Consider the following 17,527-nt stretch of genomic DNA (forward strand, 5'->3'; position numbering starts at 1 on the left):
ATCGACGGTGACGATTAAAAAATCGTATCTAGCGACACAAACGTTAGGAACGACTACGTTATCTTTTGAGTTTAGTGCAGGAGCTGCGCAATCCTTGGCGATCACCATTGCAGATACGACAGTAGCTCCTACAGCAGCACTGAAGGTACAGATGTATAACGGTACATTATCTGCTTCTGGAAATACACTGAATCCAAAGTTTAAACTGGTGAATACGAGTACAAGTGCAGTTACTCTCTCTGATGTGAAATTAAGATACTATTACACGATTGATGGGGAGAAGCCGCAAAGCTTCTTCTGCGATTGGTCACAGGTGGGAAGTGCGAATGTAACTGGAGCGTTTGTGAAGCTGCCAACCGCTAAAGCGGATGCGGATTATTATTTTGAGATCGGATTCACAAGTACAGCAGGTTCACTTGCTGCGGGTGGCAGCATCGATATCCAGGTGCGTGTGTCTAAAGAGGACTGGACGAATTACACGCAAACCGGAGATTATTCCTTCAATGCGGTGGATACCAATTATGTGGACTGGACCAAAGCACCCGTGTACGTCTCAGGTAATCTGATTTGGGGTAGTGAACCTAACTAAGAATCTTCACTAAGCATTACGTTGGAAAAGCCGTCCTAAAAGTAGAGATTTCTACTTTTGGGGCGGCTTCTTTTTTATAGAATAGGCCAAACCATGGCCAGGTGTAGGCTAGAGAATAATTAGGGAAAAACTCCCTGAAAATAGCCGTTATTCGCTATAAATGAGCAAAAATAGGGAATTCCTCCCTAAAAATCGAGGAGATTTCTTAATTTTCCACCAAATCAGCCAAATTACAGGGAGGTTTTCCCTAATTGTTAGTTGGATGATCGAAGATCTCAGAATTTCAGGGAGAAATTCCCTAATTATTCGATGCTTCACTTTGACATACGATTAGCTGTTTTTGTTGTTACAATGTTTGTCCACTGTCTACAGTAATGATCTGCCCGGTTATGGCTTCCTGTTCCAGAGTTGCGCAGACGAATTGAGCGATATCCTCAGTGGATGAAATACGCTGGAGCAGCAGATTAGGGGCTAATTGATGCATCTGTTCTTCTCGACCAGACCACCATCGAGTAGCAACAGCACCCGGTGCGACACAGTTCACTCTAATCGTTGGAGCTAGCGCATGAGCTAGAGATTTCGTAAGGCCATGAACAGCAGCTTTGGAGACGGCATAAGGAAGGGAGGAGCCTAATCCCGTGTTTCCGGCGATACTGCCGAGATTGACGATGGCTCCTGAGGCACTTTTATTCATATACGGTGCAACTGCTCTGGCGCAAAAAAACATTCCTTTCACATTTACAGCATATAGTTCATCCCAGACTTCCTCCGTTGCTTTTTCCAGATCACCCAGCGAAATATGTTTAGTAATACTGGCGTTATTCACCAGCAGATCAACCGTCCCAAAATGCTGAATAATCGAATGAACCATACTTCGCACTTCCTGATCCTTAGAAACATCGGCTTGTACTGCTATCGCTTGCCCACCTTGATTTATAATCGTATTCACGGTTTCATTAGCTTCTGCCTCGGATCTGGAATAGTTCACTGCAACAAAGGCTCCGCGTCGGGCTAATTCCAGACTTACAGCCATGCCAATTCCAGTACCACCACCAGTTACTAAGGTTACTTTATGGTTTAGATTCATCCTCATTCACTCCTTTGGTTGGCATATGTTGTTGATAGAGAGTATTCTATAATGATTATCGGATTTCGTATAATTGAATTAATTGAAGATTTGGTTCAATTTAATTGAACTAAGTAGTGGAGGGCTCAGGAATGGATCTAAAAACAATAAAAACCTTTCAAGCCATTGTGATTTCAGGAAGCTTTAACCGTGCAGCAGAGGCATTGAATTATGCTCAATCAACGGTCACGATGCAAATGCAGAGGCTTGAATCCGACTTAGGATGTCAATTGCTTGAGCGGGGAAAACAAATCAGCTTAACAGAAGCTGGTAGATTGTTTTATGAAGAGAGCTTACATATTGTTAAGGATATGGAGCGGCTACAGAGCCGTTTGGCCGATTTGAAGATAGGCGAGGCTGGCAGCGTCCGCATAGGGGTAACGGATCCGACGGCGAGCTATCGTTTGCCGCAGTTGTTAAGTAGTTTTATGACGCAGTTTCCGAAAGTGAGGGTCTCCGTGGAGATCGCGGGAACCGCTGCACTCAGTGAACTACTTTTGCGAGGCGAAATTGATATGGCTGTTTGTTCAGCGCCAGAGCTGGGGAAAGAGCTTTATTTTGAACCCTTATTTACGGAGGAATTTGTGTTACTTATGCCAGAAGAGCATCCGTTAGCTTCCAAAGAGAATATCACACCAGAGGATTTACGGGCTCATCGGTTACTTATAACGGCAGTGAACTGTCCTTATCGCAAAAAACTAGAAAATGTGCTGCAGGAATCAGGTGGAGCACCAGTAGATACTATGGAGATTGGAAGCATGACAGCTCTAAAATATTTTGTGGAAAGTGGTTTAGGTGTCGCTCTTGTCCCTGAGATTATGCTGAATCCAGCGCCTGCAGGAACGGTATTGCGGAAGCTGGAGGGAGAAATGATTGATATGACTTGCGGAATCCTATGCAAACTTTCGGATTATCCGTTCAAGCTAGCGAGCTCCAGATTGTATCATTTTTTAAAGCAGGAACTAATCTCAACAAGGATATTTTGAATTTTAAACGAATTGTTAAGAAATAGAAAAAATAGAGAGGGCGGTGTTTGATGTTTTTTAGGAGGGAATTCAGTTTCTGGCTTTCGATTATTAGTATCATCATCTGTCTGGGTGATTATTTGGGGATTGAGATTGCAAACATCATTCTTGTGCGACTTAATCCAATTATAGATACACTGATCTTTATGAAGCCCTTTGCATACTGGATGGTTGATGTTAATAATACGGAATGGGCTGCAAGCAGTATACTAATCAGCGTCAAATTCCCCACGTATGTAATTCATTTTGGGACGTTCCTAATTTTAGGACTTCTTATAGATTATCTTATACATATATTTAAACAGAGTGAAAAGCGAGCCTATTAGCCGAGATGAGGAAAGGTGAGATGAGATGAGCGGAGCAGAGGGAAAGCTTGAGTTAGAGAGGATTGTTTTTATTGGAAGGACCTTTGAAGAGTATTTGCAGATGTTCAAATTGCAAGAAGCGGATCTTGTAGGCCGGCGGATTTTAGATTGTCCTGCAGGTGCCTGCTCTTTTACAGCGATATCGAATCAGTTAGGGAGTGACGTGACTGCTGCGGATATCGCTTATTACTACTCGGCGGAAGAGCTTGGAGATAAAGGGGTTCAGGATATTGAGCATGCTATGTCTGAGTTGGATAAGGTACAGGGCAATTTTGTATGGGACTACTTCAAGTCTATAGAGGATTTAACACAAGCGAGAAGTAAGGCTTTAAACGATAACATCAAGGATCAGAGACAAACCCCGAAGCGATATGTTCCTGTGATTTTACCTAATCTGCCGTTCAATGATGAGGATTTTGATCTGACATTGTCCGCGCATTTCCTATTTACGTATAATGATCGGCTGGACTATGATTTTCATCTAAGGACTGTTAATGAACTTATGCGGGTGACTAGAGGAGAGCTTCGTATTTTCCCTTTAGTTGATTTGTCTTGCAAAAGATATGAGTATCTAGATCGCCTTATAGATGAGATGGTTCAACAAGGCTTTGCTGTGGCGGAGATGGAGGTTCCTTATGAATTTCAAAAAGGGGCAAATCAGATGCTAAGCATTAGAAGAATGAAGCCATAAGAAAGCAGATAGCTATAGTTTGTAAAATAAAAACGAGGGTCCCTAAGCTATTTTTATCGCTTTGGAGACACCCTCGTTTTGTTAAATATTGCTTTATAAAAAATTACGCTACTTTCTCTTTGCGTTCTGCTATATAACAAGCAATCCCAAGTACCAGACCGAGTCCTACCAGAACGGCACCGACCCATGGCAGCGAAGTAATCGCAAGATGAGAAATGACCCATCCACCGATGAAGGCACCCGTTGCATTCCCTAAATTCCCTGCGGAGTGGCTAGTCGTTGAAGCGAGTGCGGGAGCGGCCTGAGCCAGACTCATGATCCGTATTTGTAGTCCTGGCATAACCGCAAAGGACACCAAACCCCAGAAGAAGATTGTAATGACCGCAGCAATTGGACTGTGCATTGTAAAGGAAAAAATCGTAAGAATGACACTAACTGCAAAATAAAGTCCCACGATAGAAGGCATCAGCTTCCAATCCGCTAGCTTCCCACCAATGATATTTCCGATGGTTACACCACAGCCAAAGAGGACTAGAATCCATGTCACGCTATGCTCGGCAAATCCGGTCACCTGCTGAAGCAGGGGCGCAATATAAGTGAACACCGTGAACAAGCTGGCGTTACCAAGCGCACCGATCAGTAAGAATAGAAGCAATTTAGGATTAGCTAGCGCAGAAATTTGCTGGATTACACTAGCAGGTTTGTCTTGTTTAAGCTTTGGAATGAAAATAAGAATGCCGATTAGTGCAACGACTCCCATGACTGCTATCGCAGCAAATGAGGCGCGCCAGCCCATGCTTTGTCCAATAAATGTTCCTAAAGGAACGCCAACAATATTGGCTATCGTTAAACCCGCCATCATAATAGATACGGCTCCGGCCCTCCTATTGGGCTTGACCAGATTAGAAGCGATCACTGCGCCCACGCCAAAGAAAGTTCCGTGTGTTAAAGCTGTGATGATACGAGCTATCATAAGAACGGCATAGTTTGGAGCAAATACTGAGATTCCGTTACCTAGAATAAATAATACCATGAGCAGACATAACAGTTTCTTTTGCGGAATTCGTTGTGTAAGGATGGTTAGGATAGGAGCGCCGACGGCTACCCCAAGGGCATACATCGTAATGAGCTGGCCTGCCGTTGAAATACTAACCTGTAAATCCTTGGCTACATTTGGTAAAATACCCATGATGACAAATTCAGTCATTCCAATGGCAAAAGCGCCTACCGTAAGCGAAAGAATAGAGATGGGGAAAGGTTCTTTGCGTGTTTTTTCCACACGGGCTGGTTCCTTGTTGAGGCTTGGAATTGCGTTCATGGTGCCGATGTTCAACCTTTCTTCTGTCTGTAATGAAGCTCCACCCTTATTGAGATGATAGATCCGACATGTAGTACTGCTTTATATTATTTAGTTTTCTGAAATTATTTTCAAGAGAAATATTTATTTCAGATATTTTCATTTTAAGTAATCATAGAAGGGATGAATTATTCATGATGGATGAAGGTGTAGTTCAAGTGCTCGAATTACCGGAGATGAAGCTAATAGGCTTGAGTATTACTTCTTCTTTTGTAGGGGGCGAGACGGAAAGAGTAGAAGCGATGAAGCGAGAGCAGTATGTTCATGTAAAATCCCAAGGTGATTCCTATGAGGTTCTTCATAGTTATGTAAGGGAAAACGATTTGCAAAGTAATGATCGTGCACTGGCGATTGAAGTTTATCAGTTTGCTAATCCTACATGGCCTGATGAGGTTGATGTGTACATTCCATTGCGATGAGAAATAATTATAAGCAAGCAGCTTTAATGGCGCTCCAGCACTTTGACCTCGATTGGACACAGATTCGTTTCAACCAACGATCGGACACTTGCACTTTTGTAATAGAGACCAATAAAGAGGGGACTTTTTTGCTGCGTCTTCACTCGGGGAGATCTAAAGAGGAAATTAACTCCGAAATCGCTTGGCTGGAGCTTTTGACGAGCAAAATGGATGTCCCCCTGCCGAAAGGGGTTCATGATCGAACAGGTTCTGTTACGTTCAAAGTGGAGCAAGGTAATGGGGATGGTATATATGCATCGTTAATGCGCTGGGTTGAAGGTGAACATGCGAACGAAAGACTTACCGAAGAACAAATTTACAAAGAAGGCGTTTTATTAGCCGAGCTACATAAAGCGGCACAGGAGCTTGAGTTACCTCCAGGTTTTAATCGTCCCGTGTGGGATGAACATAGCTTTAGAAAAGCAATGCTCCGATTAAAGCTGCACTACCATAGTTTTCTTTCGGATGATGAGTTCGTTAGGTATCAGTCTGCGGCTGAGAAATTATACGGCTGGTTAAGCAAGCAGCACAAAAATAAGAACAGAAGGACATATGGGGTTATCCATGGTGATTTACATCAAGGGAACATCATATTTAAAGAGGGTGAACCTCGACCGATTGATTTCGGAAGATGTGGCTGGGGATATTATCTTTATGATGTGGCACATACCATTCTAGGGCTGTATCCTTTACAAAGAGAACTGGTCATTAGGGGTTACGAAAGTGTGGCCAAGCTTGATGGGGAGTGGTTTCAGACTTTAGAGAATTTTATGGTCATGGTTATGATCGAAAATTATTGCCATCACGCACCCGACCCTAGAGAAACCGAGGGACTGAAAGCAGAACAGCCTTATGCGCAAGCGATTCTAAGGAATTATCTTAGGGGAGCTCCCTTCCTTTTTAACACCATTGAGATTTAGCGTATAAAAATAGGGCCTCATTGGGGAATTTATTAAAAGTTCCCTAAGGAGGCTGTTTTGATGAAAAAAAACTGGATTGCTCCTCTTCTTATCGCAGTGATGTTCTTGCTGGGGCAACAACCTTGCTCCGCTAATGGGTTTGTTCAACCGCCAGCCGAGGCTCCGTCCAGATCTGATTCGGAACCGAAGCTTCCAGATCAGGATTCCCGCGAGCTCATGTATAAAGACACAATGATGCTCTTTCTTTTACCCTATATTGAGAAAAAAATGGCTGAGATTTATGCGCCACTTCTAACGATAACTCCGACTGTCTATCCTTATTTAGTGGACGTTACTGATATGAAGCGAGTGAATGGGTTTCGTCGGTTCGATTTCTTAATTACACTCAACATACACCCTACAGTGGGTCCACATCTTTCCGTCGGAGAGGATACTATGACTTTTAGAATCACTCCTGGTCCTAAGGTGAAGTTAGAATCATTCAAGCATTTGAGAGACCCGAGAAAGTCTGATCTTACACCAAATTACCAGAATATCTTGAGGTAGGGCGGTAATTAACTCTTACAATCACAATTTCGAACACTACCCAGCTAACCACACTCCGATCTATGGGGTGTTTTTTTGTGTCTAGAGCGGTGGTGGATTATTGCCATGTATGGTATTATGAAAATAGTAGTTATATTGATTTTAGTTACTAAATTCAAAGTGTGAGGTGTAAGGATTGAGTGATCATAAATTCGAAGACGAACACAGCGATGAAATTTTAAGTGAATTCAAATCTAAAATCACAAGCGATATCACAAGTAGCTCTAAGGATAAAGTTAAGGTAGGCGTAGCTACTAAAGACGGGCAGTTAGGGTTTCTTTTTACGAGGGGAGGTCTTCGGGAAGGGGCTGGAAGAAAAAGCACCGGTATAACTAAAAAGGTCTCTTTGACGCTTCCAGAAAACATCTGGCAGGAGATAGAGCAGGCTTGTGAGGAACAGAACGTATCTCGCTCCCAGGTATTTCGGAACATTATTGAGGCGCATTTTGCAAAGGAATCTAAGGAGAGTTAGGTGAAATCTTTGCTAATCCATGTGTCAAAAGATTCTCTCAGCACTGCACTACAAGCAGCCTTAAAAGCTATAACCGCGAATAGTTCCTCCCGTGCTCTTACCGGAATACATATTCAGGCGCAAGCGGAGGGTCTGACTTTAACAGCCAGCAATATAAGAATGACCATTGAATATAAGCTTCCTGTGAAGATGGATTCGATGATTGTACACAAATCAGGTGAGATCGTAGTGCCCGCACGTTATTTTTATGAGATCATCCGCAAGCTTGACCCTGGATTAATTAGCCTGGAAATCGCAGAGACATTGATTCTAAATATCCAATCGGGCAATACCCAGTTTCGTTTATGCGGGATGGACACTGCAGAATTTCCAAGAATCCATTACATGGATCATCCAAACATCCAAAAGATACGCATGAAGAACACACTTTTGAAGCGAATATTTAAACATGTGGTTTTTGCGGTTTCTTCGTTGGAAACTAGACCTGTACTCACAGGAGTTTCACTTCAAATAGATAATCACAATATTCGCGTAGTCGCCACTGATGGCATCCGCCTGGCTCAGCTTGTTGTGGAAAACGTAGAAGATTACGAAGCAAGTCCTTTAAATGTCATTATACCGGGCAGCACTCTTCAGGATCTTTTAAAAATGATAAACGATAATGAGGGCAGCAGCACCCAAATCGAGATAGGTCAGAAACAAATCAGATTTATTTCTGATGGCTTGAGGGTTCAGTCTGCGCTATTAGAGGGCACATATCCCTTTGTCGATCATTTAATTCCGCAGGTGTACCTCTCCGAAGTGATTGTTAATACAGAGCGTTTGTTGCTTGTCGTTGAACGTATTGCTATATTGGCTGGTGAAAGTGTAACGCTCGGTGTACTTCCCTCCGGTATACTTCATTTAATATCCTGGACCGCCGACGTAGGTGAGGCAAAAGAGGAGATTCCATTGGAGTATCTAGAAGGTGAATATTTTCGAGCAGCTTTTAACGGGAAATATTTCAGAGACATCCTTCGGGCGATTGATAGTGAGACGCTTATCATAAGGTTTGCTGGAAAAGAAAGACCACTGGTGATACAGCCTGTAGACATGACTTCATCCACACTTTTTTTAATTACACCAATGAGGACGCAGGATGGAGGATAGTCATATGAGCTTGCTAAGAAGAGTTCTTTTCGTTGAAAAATATTATATTAATTACTTGGAGGGATGATCTGTGAATCTGTTTCAGATGGGATCAAAGCCGCTTGGGACCGAAAGAATCACGACATTTTTAGAGGATAATTATGTGAGTATCGGATATCCCGGAATAGGGGATTTGGAGAACATCAGTAAAGTGGAGCTCCGCGATCGGATGATTCATACATACCGATACAGTGAGTTGGAGCTTACAGAACATTTACAAGCCATTCATCTGTTCGTACATACGATGCAGGATGGTGATTATGTGCTGGTGTGTGATGGAGATTGGGTACATCTAGGTGATCTTGGCGATTATTTTTACAATGAATTATTTGACGCGCCAGACCTCGGTACATGCCATCGACGTGGTGTAACTTGGCTGAAAAGTCTTCCTATAACCGATCTAAACGTAGAGGTAAAAGAATTTCTTAGCGATAGTGGGATAGTTAAACAGTATAAGGGGCCGATGCCTAGTGCTCGTGTGGATCTGTGGATTACAGGTTCTTCTGATTCAGAGCAAGCGGTGATTAATCGAGTGCATGTGGATGAAGAGACATTATCAATGGCGCTCGATATTTTGAAGGAAGCTCTTGTTAGTGAGAGCGCCGAACGACGGGAACGAGCAGCGATTGCAATTCTTCAGTATGCTAAGTAGTGGAGAAGAGGTTTAAGCTCCTCATCCTTAGTAAAAAAAGCGTTCCGTCCGAACTTCAATATCGGATGAAACGCTTTTGTTATATCTATCGATATCTTCCTGTAACCCTTAGATAAATTCAACGAATTCATTGACCGGCTTGCGATAGCCACGTGGTCTGATTTTATGTTTCTTGTCTTTGCCAATTGTAATCAGCATAACCGGTACCATATGATCGGGTAGATTTAAAGTGGATTGAATGGCTTCCGGATCAAAGCCGATCATCGGGCAGGTATCCCAGCCTTTATCTTTGGCAATCAGCATAAAGTGCATGGCAGACAGGGAGGCATTTCGTATCGCTTCATCTCTTTGAAAAGCATCCTTTCCTGCGTAAGTATTGTTAATCGTTTCAATCTCTGCATCATAATCCTCTGGACTCATCGCCCCTAAAGCTTTAAGTCCACCGTAGATTTCTGGAGCTTTCAAATAAGCTTGTTTATCTCCGAGTACTACAATTACCGCTGAGGCGGAATGTATTTTATATTGACCGTAAGCCGCCTTACGAATCTCCTCTTTTAAATTCTCATCAGAAACCACTTTGTAATTGGTATGTTGAAGATTATAAGCCGATGGTGCCAATCTAGCGTAAGAGAACATTTCCTCTAATTCATTCTGAGGGATCTTCACCCCTTCAACAAAATTCATAGCAGACCTGCGGGATTCAATTAAATCTGTAAAAGTGCTCATGAGTTATTCCTCCATATGTTATGTATTTGCTTGTTAATTATAAATAGGTGATATTTATAAATGAACTAACTATTAGTTACTAACTCAAAATAGCACAGTTAATTATATTCGTCAATGATTAAATTCACTTCATTTACATTCAGCTATCGAAGTACTTTGGAGTGTCGAAGAATAAATACTACGTTGTAAAATATTGGGATGTAAATTAGGATATTAGGATATGAAAAATTTAAATTGCTTTTATTAATGAAAGGGTGAGAATGTTGAACGATATTAGAGCGCAGTTGATAATAGACCTGCAAAGAATTGAAGAGAACGATTACGAGCTTAGAAGTGGGGAGCAATTAAGGGATTATGTGAAGTTGATGCTTGAGTATATAGGAGATCCACAGCCGGAACTACGTGATGACTTGATCTATTCCACCTTCTACAAATGGATTAACGAGAAACAATGGTTTAGTGATGCGGAGCTTCGTGAGCTGCTCCTGATTCTTCTTGATGAGCAGCATTTGTTCTATCACATTGGCAGTAAGGACGATCCGGCTGTGTTCACCAGAACATTTTCTGTACTGGTCGTTGCGCTTATTCTTCAGCGGCATAGGGAACAGGGGTTGTTAGATAGCGCTGCGTTTACAAATGTGAAGGAATCCTTAATTAGATATTATGAGGAAGAACAGGATTTACGAGGATTTACACCTGAAGCAGGCTGGGCACACGCTGCGGCCCATGGCGCAGATGCTTTGGATGAACTGGTACTGTGCTCAGAGAGTGATGCAACGATCCGGGAAGAGGTTCTGGCAGTCATCCAAAGGATGCTTTACAACGATCAGTACATATTTAGCGACGAAGAGGATGAACGGATCGCTACGATTGTAGCTACAATGATAGATCATCATTTACTTGCAGAGCTGTCTATAGTGGATTGGATCGGAAGTTTGGAGCAATGCGGAGGGTGGCCGCGAAGTCGTAACAAGTATGTGGCTCGTGTGAATACAAAGAATTTCCTTCGTTCACTTTATTTTAGGTTGCTTCCGAAGAAGAATCTGGATTTGGTATCCGTTATATTGAAGGCGGAAATGAATTTGAATGAATTTACTGAATAAGCATTTACTCAATAAGCATTTACTCAATCAAATGTGTATAAATGATATCAAGAATTTTAACTATCCCGTTTTAATGTAATAAAAATCACAAAACTTTAGAGAAATTCAAAAACTTTGTGACATTTATAACTTGATAAGTGCTATAATAGAAATATGGCGTCACAAGTTATTATTTTTTTATTACTACTAAGCAGCAAAGCTTATTTGCAGAGGAGATTCGGATATGTCAGAAACAATCACTCAAACAACCCCTGAACAAGAATCACCAAAATTAGCTGTCACTCAAGAACAAATGAATGTTCTGGAGCAGCTATTGAAACCTGAAGTTCAGGAATCGTTAACGGTTCTAGTGGAACAGTTGCCAAAATTAACAGAGCTTGCCGGCGTGCTCACAAAGTCATATGACTTTGTTCAAACTGTCGCTGCGGATGAAGTCTTGAAAAGTGATACGGTAAGTGCAATTAAAGAACTTGCTGAACCTGTGGTGCATTCGGCGAAGAATATGGCAGCTACAGTGATCGAAGCGCAAGATCGTGCGAATGAAAGCAAAGAAGTGATCGGTGTATTTGGTCTAATGAAGATGCTTAAAGATCCACAAGCACAGAAGCTTTTCCGTTTTGTAAATGCTTATCTTCAAGTCGCCGGCGAACGCAGTCAGCAGAAATAATATTTTTTATATCTCATTCGTAAGGACGGAGGAAACATCATGTCTAAACATATTGTCATTCTAGGAGCAGGTTATGGTGGTCTACTAAGCGCCTTAACTGTACGCAAGTACCTGAAGAAAGACGAAGCTAAAATTACAGTCGTTAACCAATATCCTACACATCAAATTATTACAGAATTACATCGTCTTGCAGCGGGTAGTGTTGCAGAGGGTGCTGTTGCTATGCCACTGGCTAAGCTTTTTGCCGGCAAAGATATCGACCTGAAAATCGCAAAGGTTAACTCTTTTTCTGTTGAGAACAAACAAATTACACTATCTGATGGTGTGACATTGTCCTATGATGCTCTAGTTGTGGGTCTTGGAAGCACTACGGCTTATTTCGGCATTCCAGGTCTTGAGCAATACAGTATGGTATTGAAATCGGCAGCGGATGCTAACAGAATTCATCGTCATATTGATGAGCGTATCCGTGAATATGCGAAGTCTAAGAATCCAGCAGATGCAAGCATCCTAATCGGCGGCGGTGGCTTAACAGGTGTTGAACTTGTTGGTGAAATCGCTGATGTGTTGCCAACACTCACTAAGAAATATGGCGTAGATCCTAAAGAAATTAAACTGATGCTCGTTGAAGCAGGTCCTAAGATTCTTCCAGTATTGCCAGATGCACTGATCGAACGTGCAGTGGCTAGCTTAGAAAAACGTGGTGTTCAATTCTTGACAGGTCTACCTGTTACGAATGTAGCGGATAATGTCATTGACTTGAAAGATGGTCAAAAAATTGTTGCTAACACCTTCGTATGGACTGGCGGCGTACAAGGAAATCCACTGATTGGTGAATCCGGTCTTGAAGTGAACCGTGGTCGTGCAACGGTAAATGAATTCTTGCAATCCACATCTCACAAGGATGTATTCGTTGCTGGCGACAGCGCTGTTGTCTTTGCCGAAGATGGTCGTCCATATCCACCAACTGCACAAATCGCTTGGCAAATGGGTGAATTGATCGGGTACAATCTTTATGCATACTTGAAGGATAAATCATTTGAATCCTTTAGTCCGATCAACTCAGGTACGCTTGCCAGCTTGGGTCGTAAAGACGGTGTAGCCATCGTTGGTGCTAGCTCAACACCGCTAAAAGGCTTGCCTGCAACCTTGATGAAGGAAGCAAGTAATATTCGTTACTTGTCTCACATTAAAGGATTGTTTAGCTTAGCTTATTAATTGTATTATTGGAAAACCTGCTCTAAATAGAGCAGGTTTTTTTGTTGATCTCTAGTGGTTTCTACCATGAATTGTTAATGATTGTCCTGGTACGTAGTAATCATTTTTGATATACTATATTGGCTAATATTAACAGTGGAAATAGGGGAGGATTACGTGATGTTATTCCGACAAAACGATGTCATTCTGTTTCAAGGCGACAGTATAACGGATTGGGGTCGCAATTATGAAGATGCGTCATCGCTTGGTGTAGGCTATGCATTGATGATCGCCGCTCGTCTGGGGCATTTATATCCTGAGAAGAATCTTACGTTTTATAATCGTGGAATTAGCGGAAACCGTGCAGTAGATTTGCAGGAACGCTGGGAGAAGGATTGCCTGAATCTGAAGCCGACTTGGGTATCCTTATATATTGGGATTAACGACACTTGGCGCCGCTTTGATTCTGGTCAGGAAACAACGCCTGAACAATTTGAAGCTGCCTATCGTGACCTGATCGAACGCACGCAGCATTCGCTGGCTGCTAAATTAGTCTTAATCGAGCCATTCGTGTTGCCTGTCCCAGAAGATCGTAAAACCTGGCGCCAGGATCTGGACCCTAAAATTCACATTGTTCGTGAACTGGCACGTGAATATGGTGCATTGCTTGTTCCGCTGGATGGCCTGTTTGCTGCGGCATCCGTGAAAGCAGAACCTACTTATTGGGCTCCGGATGGAGTACATCCATCACCTGCGGGTCATGCGCTTATTGCAGAGGCTTGGCTTAAGACGGTAGGCGCAATTCAAGCTTAATCGTCTGATCGTATCACTACATATTTACTTGATTCTATAAGACTAGAACCACTCATTAAAGGAGCAGGTTATAGTCTTTTTTTTAAAAATATAAGAATTTATATGTTCCATGTTATAAATTATCCTTATATTTCTCGCTTAAACACTTGTCGCCCCTATAGGGATGCGAAAGCGTTTATGCTTGTAACGGTTCGGAAAGCCGATTTCTTTATATTTATGGACGCTGTTATAATTGGATTATGTTTCTTTTCTTGGAGGCGGTCCGCATTAGGCATTTACTGTGTGTTGTATCATTGATAGTGGTTACGTTGTTAAGTGGATGTAAGAATGATGTGGGATTCATCAATGCCAGGTGGATCACCGGAGTGTCATTAACCTCAGTAACAACCAGTGATCAGAATCAAGCTGACCAATCAGAATATTCTGAGACCCTGATGCTGAAGGACTCCACTCTGATTAAGACACTTGCGGAAGCTATGAACAAGAGCAATAAATTGTTGGGAGAGCTGGATTGGGCTCCTGAATTTAAAATGAAGCTTGTTTACGGTGATGGCTACTCGAAGGAGTATTACATAGCAATAGGTGATGAACCCGGCTATAGAGGAGTATTTACTACAGCCGAGAATGGTGGTCAGGGCTACTCTATTCCGGTGAAGAATTCGGACCGATTAAGGAAACTCATTTTTGGGGCAGCAGATAAGGCGAACATTGAACAGACGGAGTCGTTGGAGTCTTCGGTCAAGGTTAAAGGGCCAGTAACAATATCACATAATGACCTCTCTTCGGTCACTACTAGAGCCGAATTCTTGGATCTGCAGCTTTTAGATGGAACCTACAGTGAGAATTGGACAACACCAGGTCCGTTGATGGGAAGGAATTGGAGTGGCCGATTTGGGCTTGCGCTTATCGATGATCAAGGAAGAACTTTGTATCGTTTTCCGCTCAGCGAACATTTTGAGGACCCCTTAATATTTAATGATTTTTTTCAAATTCAATTTGAGGATTATAATGGCGACGGCGATCCGGATTTTACGATTGGTCAGTACGGATCCAGTAACGGTTACTTCTATAAGCTGTTTACGCTTAGGGAAAATAACAGTATAGAGGAATTAGAGACCAAACCAGACTCTGATTTGTTTATCAGCACTTCTAAGGGGTATTCGATAAAGCTTGATAAAGTGGATGATCATAGCTTCAAGAGAAGTTATTACGATAATGTAGCGGGTAAACAGATGGAAGATATTTTTCAGTGGAATGGAAGTGCATTTCAGAAGTTAGACAAGTGATTCATACCAGAAGTGAGAGGAATGTGTGATAGATGACGAGTGATACCATACAAGATTTAGAAGGGCTAAAAGCCATAGGGAAAGTAGTAGGACATACCATCGCCGAGATGAAAAAGAAAGTAACTCCAGGTATGACAACAGCGGAGCTTGATAGCATTGGAGCTAAAATTCTAGCGGAATTCGGAGCATCTTCAGCCCCGATGAAAACGTATAATTTTCCAGGCAGCACCTGCATCAGTGTGAATGAAGAGGTTGCACATGGGATTCCTGGTCCTAGAGTGATTAATGCTGGTGATTTGATCAATATAGATGTATCTGCTGAGCTAAATGGATATTATGGGGATGCCGGAGTTTCGTTTCAATTACCACCTTATAATGATGACATTCTTCGTCTATGCCAGAGTGCAGAGGAAACTATGATGAGTGTGATCAATCATCTGAGAGCAGGGATGAAGGTCAATGAGATTGGCAGAATGATGGAACTCGAAGCTCGGAAACGCGGCTATAGAGTGGTACGTAATCTGTGCAGCCACGGGATTGGCAAATCACTCCATGAGAAGCCATTTGAAATCTTACCTTTCTACAATCCAAGAGTGACTACAGTGTTAAAAGAGGGACAGGTGATTACGGTTGAGCCCTTCCTTTCTACTGGAGCAGATTACGTGGAGCAGCAGTCGGATGGGTGGACACTGAGTGTCGTAGACAATGGCCGGGTAGCACAGTTTGAACATACGATTATTGTGACTAAAGGTGAGCCTATTATCCTAACCAATCCATAAAGAGGAGAGTGCGAAATTGAAAATCGCCTTTATACTTTTTGACGGGATTACGTTCTTAGATTTTGCGGGGTTCTATGATGTGATTTATCGATTGGGGCAATTTGAAATCGGCAAAAATTTGTCTTGGGATATATGTGCAGCGTCGGAGGAAGTGACGGATGAGTTAGGTTTCACAGTTAAAGCTGGAAAAGTGCTGCCAGTGCTTTCGGAGTATGACATGGTATTTGTACCTGGAGGAATGGGGACACGTAAACTCCAGTATGATGAAGCTTTTGTATCGTGGATTGCAGGTGCTCACAATGTTCCTTATAAGGTATCCGTCTGCACAGGCTCACTGCTGCTTGGGGCTGCGGGGCTGCTAAAAGGAAAAAAAGCTACTACCCATCCATCTGCCTATGAATTACTAAAACCTTACTGTGAAGAAGTTTTAGAGACCCGTATTGTGCATGATGGTAATGTGATTACAGGTGGTGGAGTTTCCACTTCCATTGATCTGGGGTTATATCTGATTTCACACTTGGCTGGAGAAGCAGCAAAGAATTCGGTAAAAAAGCAGATTGATTATCCTTACGAGATGCAGGGGATTGTTCGAATCTGAAGTTAAATACCGGAGGGATCAGAGATGGCTGGACAAAAAATGATGGTTATGCTGTTTCAGCAATGGGTAAGCGATACAGAACAGTGGGTACAACTTAGAGATTTGCTGATGAAGGAGAGCAATCTTCCCGGGCCGCGAGTGAATTTGGAGCTCTCTGGAAATTTTTCCGAATATTTCGCTCATCCTAAACTAACAGAAACAGACTGGGAGTTTCTTAATTCATGGGCTAATCTTACAGAGGCAGAAGCTGGGGTGAATGATCCCCGTGAGTTTCTGCCGTTTTGTGCGGTTAGAGCGCTGGGTGCTTATTACAGCTACGCTAAAGAAGATCAGCAAATTATGATTCAGAGCATCATTAAGACAGCTATGAACGACTCCAGGTGGAGGATGCGTGAAGCGTCTGCTATGGCGCTGCAAAGTATAGGGGAGGATGATTTTGCCCTTGTCAGGCAGCTGATCGACATGTGGGAGGAGGGTGCGAATGGGTTTGAACAACGAGCTTTTGTAGCAGCGTTAGCTCATCCTCCTCTTTTAAAAAAGAAAGAGAATACGCTTTATTGTCTTCAGTTGGCTACTCGAATCATCGAGAGTATGGGGAGTGGGGAAGTGCAATATGAGAAAGCTGAGCATTTTCGTGTATTATCTAAGGGACTTGAATACAGCTTAAGTGTATTTGTGGCGAGTGAACCTGAAGCGGGTTTTGCCATGCTGGAGAAATTCGCTAAGAGCCCTGATCACCGGATTATTAAGATTGTGAAGAGTAATCTTGGTAAGTCGCGTTTGAGTAAAAAGTATGCTCTACAAGTTGCTGAGATCCTCAAGAGTTTGACAATACAGGAGAGAACATGAGGATCGGCTCTCCATTGGAATTATGAAGTGTAGTTTTACATACATTTAACATGCCACATATGCTTAAGTGATATAACTGAA

At 42.4% G+C, this 17,527-nt stretch carries 20 protein-coding genes; 17 read left to right on the plus strand and 3 right to left on the minus strand.

Going from position 1 to position 17,527, the window contains the following annotated elements:
• The coding region (locus CA600_RS15775; RefSeq protein ID WP_306440401.1) for a cellulose binding domain-containing protein at positions 1 to 589 on the plus strand (589 nt) is incomplete at its 5' end.
• A 346-nt stretch (positions 590 to 935) separates the two neighbouring features.
• Here CA600_RS15775 and CA600_RS15780 read toward each other — a convergent pair.
• Complete coding sequence (locus CA600_RS15780) at positions 936 to 1,676, minus strand: SDR family NAD(P)-dependent oxidoreductase (RefSeq protein WP_094871289.1); 741 nt, start codon at positions 1,674 to 1,676, stop codon at positions 936 to 938.
• Positions 1,677 to 1,807: 131 nt separating this feature from the next.
• Between CA600_RS15780 and CA600_RS15785 the strand changes: the two genes are divergently transcribed.
• Positions 1,808 to 2,701, plus strand: a complete 894-nt coding sequence (locus CA600_RS15785) for a LysR family transcriptional regulator (protein WP_094871291.1) — start codon at positions 1,808 to 1,810, stop codon at positions 2,699 to 2,701.
• Positions 2,702 to 3,091: 390 nt separating this feature from the next.
• Positions 3,092 to 3,796, plus strand: a complete 705-nt coding sequence (locus CA600_RS15795) for an SAM-dependent methyltransferase (protein WP_094871295.1) — start codon at positions 3,092 to 3,094, stop codon at positions 3,794 to 3,796.
• Positions 3,797 to 3,899: 103 nt separating this feature from the next.
• On the opposite strand, the gene CA600_RS15800 is transcribed toward CA600_RS15795, so the two are convergent.
• Positions 3,900 to 5,114, minus strand: a complete 1,215-nt coding sequence (locus CA600_RS15800) for an MFS transporter (RefSeq protein WP_094871297.1) — start codon at positions 5,112 to 5,114, stop codon at positions 3,900 to 3,902.
• Between the two features lie 173 nt (positions 5,115 to 5,287).
• Between CA600_RS15800 and CA600_RS15805 the strand changes: the two genes are divergently transcribed.
• The 6 genes from CA600_RS15805 (at position 5,288) to CA600_RS15830 (ending at position 9,428) form a co-directional block, all read left to right on the plus strand.
• Positions 5,288 to 5,572: a hypothetical protein gene (locus CA600_RS15805; protein ID WP_094871299.1), complete on the plus strand. Its 285-nt coding sequence runs from the start codon at positions 5,288 to 5,290 to the stop codon at positions 5,570 to 5,572.
• The gene (locus CA600_RS15810; RefSeq protein ID WP_094871301.1) at positions 5,569 to 6,531 is read left to right on the plus strand and encodes a phosphotransferase enzyme family protein; all 963 of its coding nucleotides are present in this window, start codon (positions 5,569 to 5,571) and stop codon (positions 6,529 to 6,531) included. The genes CA600_RS15805 and CA600_RS15810 overlap by 4 nt, the downstream gene beginning before the upstream one ends.
• Positions 6,532 to 6,591: 60 nt before the next feature.
• Positions 6,592 to 7,077, plus strand: coding sequence for a DUF3888 domain-containing protein (locus CA600_RS15815; protein ID WP_094871303.1), 486 nt, complete (start codon positions 6,592 to 6,594; stop codon positions 7,075 to 7,077).
• A gap of 175 nt (positions 7,078 to 7,252) precedes the next feature.
• Positions 7,253 to 7,588 (plus strand): hypothetical protein, encoded by a 336-nt coding sequence (locus CA600_RS15820; protein WP_256989873.1) that lies wholly within the window; start codon positions 7,253 to 7,255, stop codon positions 7,586 to 7,588.
• Positions 7,589 to 8,737, plus strand: coding sequence for a DNA polymerase III subunit beta (gene dnaN / locus CA600_RS15825; RefSeq protein ID WP_094871305.1), 1,149 nt, complete (start codon positions 7,589 to 7,591; stop codon positions 8,735 to 8,737). It abuts the gene before it with no gap.
• Positions 8,738 to 8,807: 70 nt separating this feature from the next.
• On the plus strand, positions 8,808 to 9,428 hold the full coding sequence (locus CA600_RS15830) for a hypothetical protein (protein WP_094871307.1): 621 nt from the start codon (positions 8,808 to 8,810) through the stop codon (positions 9,426 to 9,428).
• 108 nt (positions 9,429 to 9,536) lie between these two features.
• On the opposite strand, the gene CA600_RS15835 is transcribed toward CA600_RS15830, so the two are convergent.
• Positions 9,537 to 10,154, minus strand: coding sequence for a nitroreductase family protein (locus tag CA600_RS15835; protein WP_094871309.1), 618 nt, complete (start codon positions 10,152 to 10,154; stop codon positions 9,537 to 9,539).
• Positions 10,155 to 10,417: 263 nt separating this feature from the next.
• On the opposite strand from CA600_RS15835, the gene CA600_RS15840 reads away from it, so the two are divergent.
• From CA600_RS15840 to CA600_RS15875, 8 genes are all read left to right on the plus strand, one after another.
• The gene (locus tag CA600_RS15840; protein WP_094871409.1) at positions 10,418 to 11,257 is read left to right on the plus strand and encodes a DUF2785 domain-containing protein; all 840 of its coding nucleotides are present in this window, start codon (positions 10,418 to 10,420) and stop codon (positions 11,255 to 11,257) included.
• A gap of 223 nt (positions 11,258 to 11,480) precedes the next feature.
• Positions 11,481 to 11,924, plus strand: coding sequence for a DUF1641 domain-containing protein (locus CA600_RS15845; RefSeq protein ID WP_094871310.1), 444 nt, complete (start codon positions 11,481 to 11,483; stop codon positions 11,922 to 11,924).
• A gap of 39 nt (positions 11,925 to 11,963) precedes the next feature.
• Positions 11,964 to 13,142, plus strand: a complete 1,179-nt coding sequence (locus CA600_RS15850) for an NAD(P)/FAD-dependent oxidoreductase (RefSeq protein ID WP_042126690.1) — start codon at positions 11,964 to 11,966, stop codon at positions 13,140 to 13,142.
• Positions 13,143 to 13,301: 159 nt separating this feature from the next.
• Entirely contained in the window at positions 13,302 to 13,934 is a 633-nt protein-coding gene (locus CA600_RS15855; RefSeq protein ID WP_094871312.1) for an SGNH/GDSL hydrolase family protein, read from the plus strand.
• A gap of 365 nt (positions 13,935 to 14,299) precedes the next feature.
• Positions 14,300 to 15,220, plus strand: a complete 921-nt coding sequence (locus tag CA600_RS15860) for a hypothetical protein (RefSeq protein ID WP_094871313.1) — start codon at positions 14,300 to 14,302, stop codon at positions 15,218 to 15,220.
• A gap of 32 nt (positions 15,221 to 15,252) precedes the next feature.
• Entirely contained in the window at positions 15,253 to 15,999 is a 747-nt protein-coding gene (gene map, locus CA600_RS15865; protein ID WP_094871315.1) for a type I methionyl aminopeptidase, read from the plus strand.
• 16 nt (positions 16,000 to 16,015) lie between these two features.
• Entirely contained in the window at positions 16,016 to 16,597 is a 582-nt protein-coding gene (locus tag CA600_RS15870; RefSeq protein ID WP_094871317.1) for a DJ-1/PfpI family protein, read from the plus strand.
• 24 nt (positions 16,598 to 16,621) lie between these two features.
• Positions 16,622 to 17,446 carry a hypothetical protein gene (locus CA600_RS15875; protein WP_094871318.1) on the plus strand — a complete coding sequence of 275 codons (825 nt, stop codon included), beginning with the start codon at positions 16,622 to 16,624 and terminating at the stop codon, positions 17,444 to 17,446.
• The last annotated feature ends 81 nt before the right edge of the window (positions 17,447 to 17,527 follow it).

The organism is Paenibacillus sp. VTT E-133280, assembly GCF_002264385.1.
In the GTDB taxonomy this organism is placed as follows: Bacteria; Bacillota; Bacilli; order Paenibacillales; family Paenibacillaceae; genus Paenibacillus_AQ; species Paenibacillus_AQ nitricinens.

Bases quoted from the DNA above. Each gene is read 5' to 3' on its own strand.
- CA600_RS15780 (WP_094871289.1), bottom strand. From the start codon at position 1,676: ATGAATCTAAACCATAAAGTAACCTTAGTAACTGGTGGTGGTACTGGA.
- CA600_RS15785 (WP_094871291.1), top strand. From the start codon at position 1,808: ATGGATCTAAAAACAATAAAAACCTTTCAAGCCATTGTGATTTCAGGA.
- CA600_RS15795 (WP_094871295.1), top strand. From the start codon at position 3,092: ATGAGCGGAGCAGAGGGAAAGCTTGAGTTAGAGAGGATTGTTTTTATT.
- CA600_RS15800 (WP_094871297.1), bottom strand. From the start codon at position 5,114: ATGAACGCAATTCCAAGCCTCAACAAGGAACCAGCCCGTGTGGAAAAA.
- CA600_RS15805 (WP_094871299.1), top strand. From the start codon at position 5,288: ATGATGGATGAAGGTGTAGTTCAAGTGCTCGAATTACCGGAGATGAAG.
- CA600_RS15810 (WP_094871301.1), top strand. From the start codon at position 5,569: ATGAGAAATAATTATAAGCAAGCAGCTTTAATGGCGCTCCAGCACTTT.
- CA600_RS15815 (WP_094871303.1), top strand. From the start codon at position 6,592: ATGAAAAAAAACTGGATTGCTCCTCTTCTTATCGCAGTGATGTTCTTG.
- CA600_RS15835 (WP_094871309.1), bottom strand. From the start codon at position 10,154: ATGAGCACTTTTACAGATTTAATTGAATCCCGCAGGTCTGCTATGAAT.
- CA600_RS15845 (WP_094871310.1), top strand. From the start codon at position 11,481: ATGTCAGAAACAATCACTCAAACAACCCCTGAACAAGAATCACCAAAA.
- CA600_RS15850 (WP_042126690.1), top strand. From the start codon at position 11,964: ATGTCTAAACATATTGTCATTCTAGGAGCAGGTTATGGTGGTCTACTA.
- CA600_RS15855 (WP_094871312.1), top strand. From the start codon at position 13,302: ATGTTATTCCGACAAAACGATGTCATTCTGTTTCAAGGCGACAGTATA.
- map (WP_094871315.1), top strand. From the start codon at position 15,253: ATGACGAGTGATACCATACAAGATTTAGAAGGGCTAAAAGCCATAGGG.
- CA600_RS15875 (WP_094871318.1), top strand. From the start codon at position 16,622: ATGGCTGGACAAAAAATGATGGTTATGCTGTTTCAGCAATGGGTAAGC.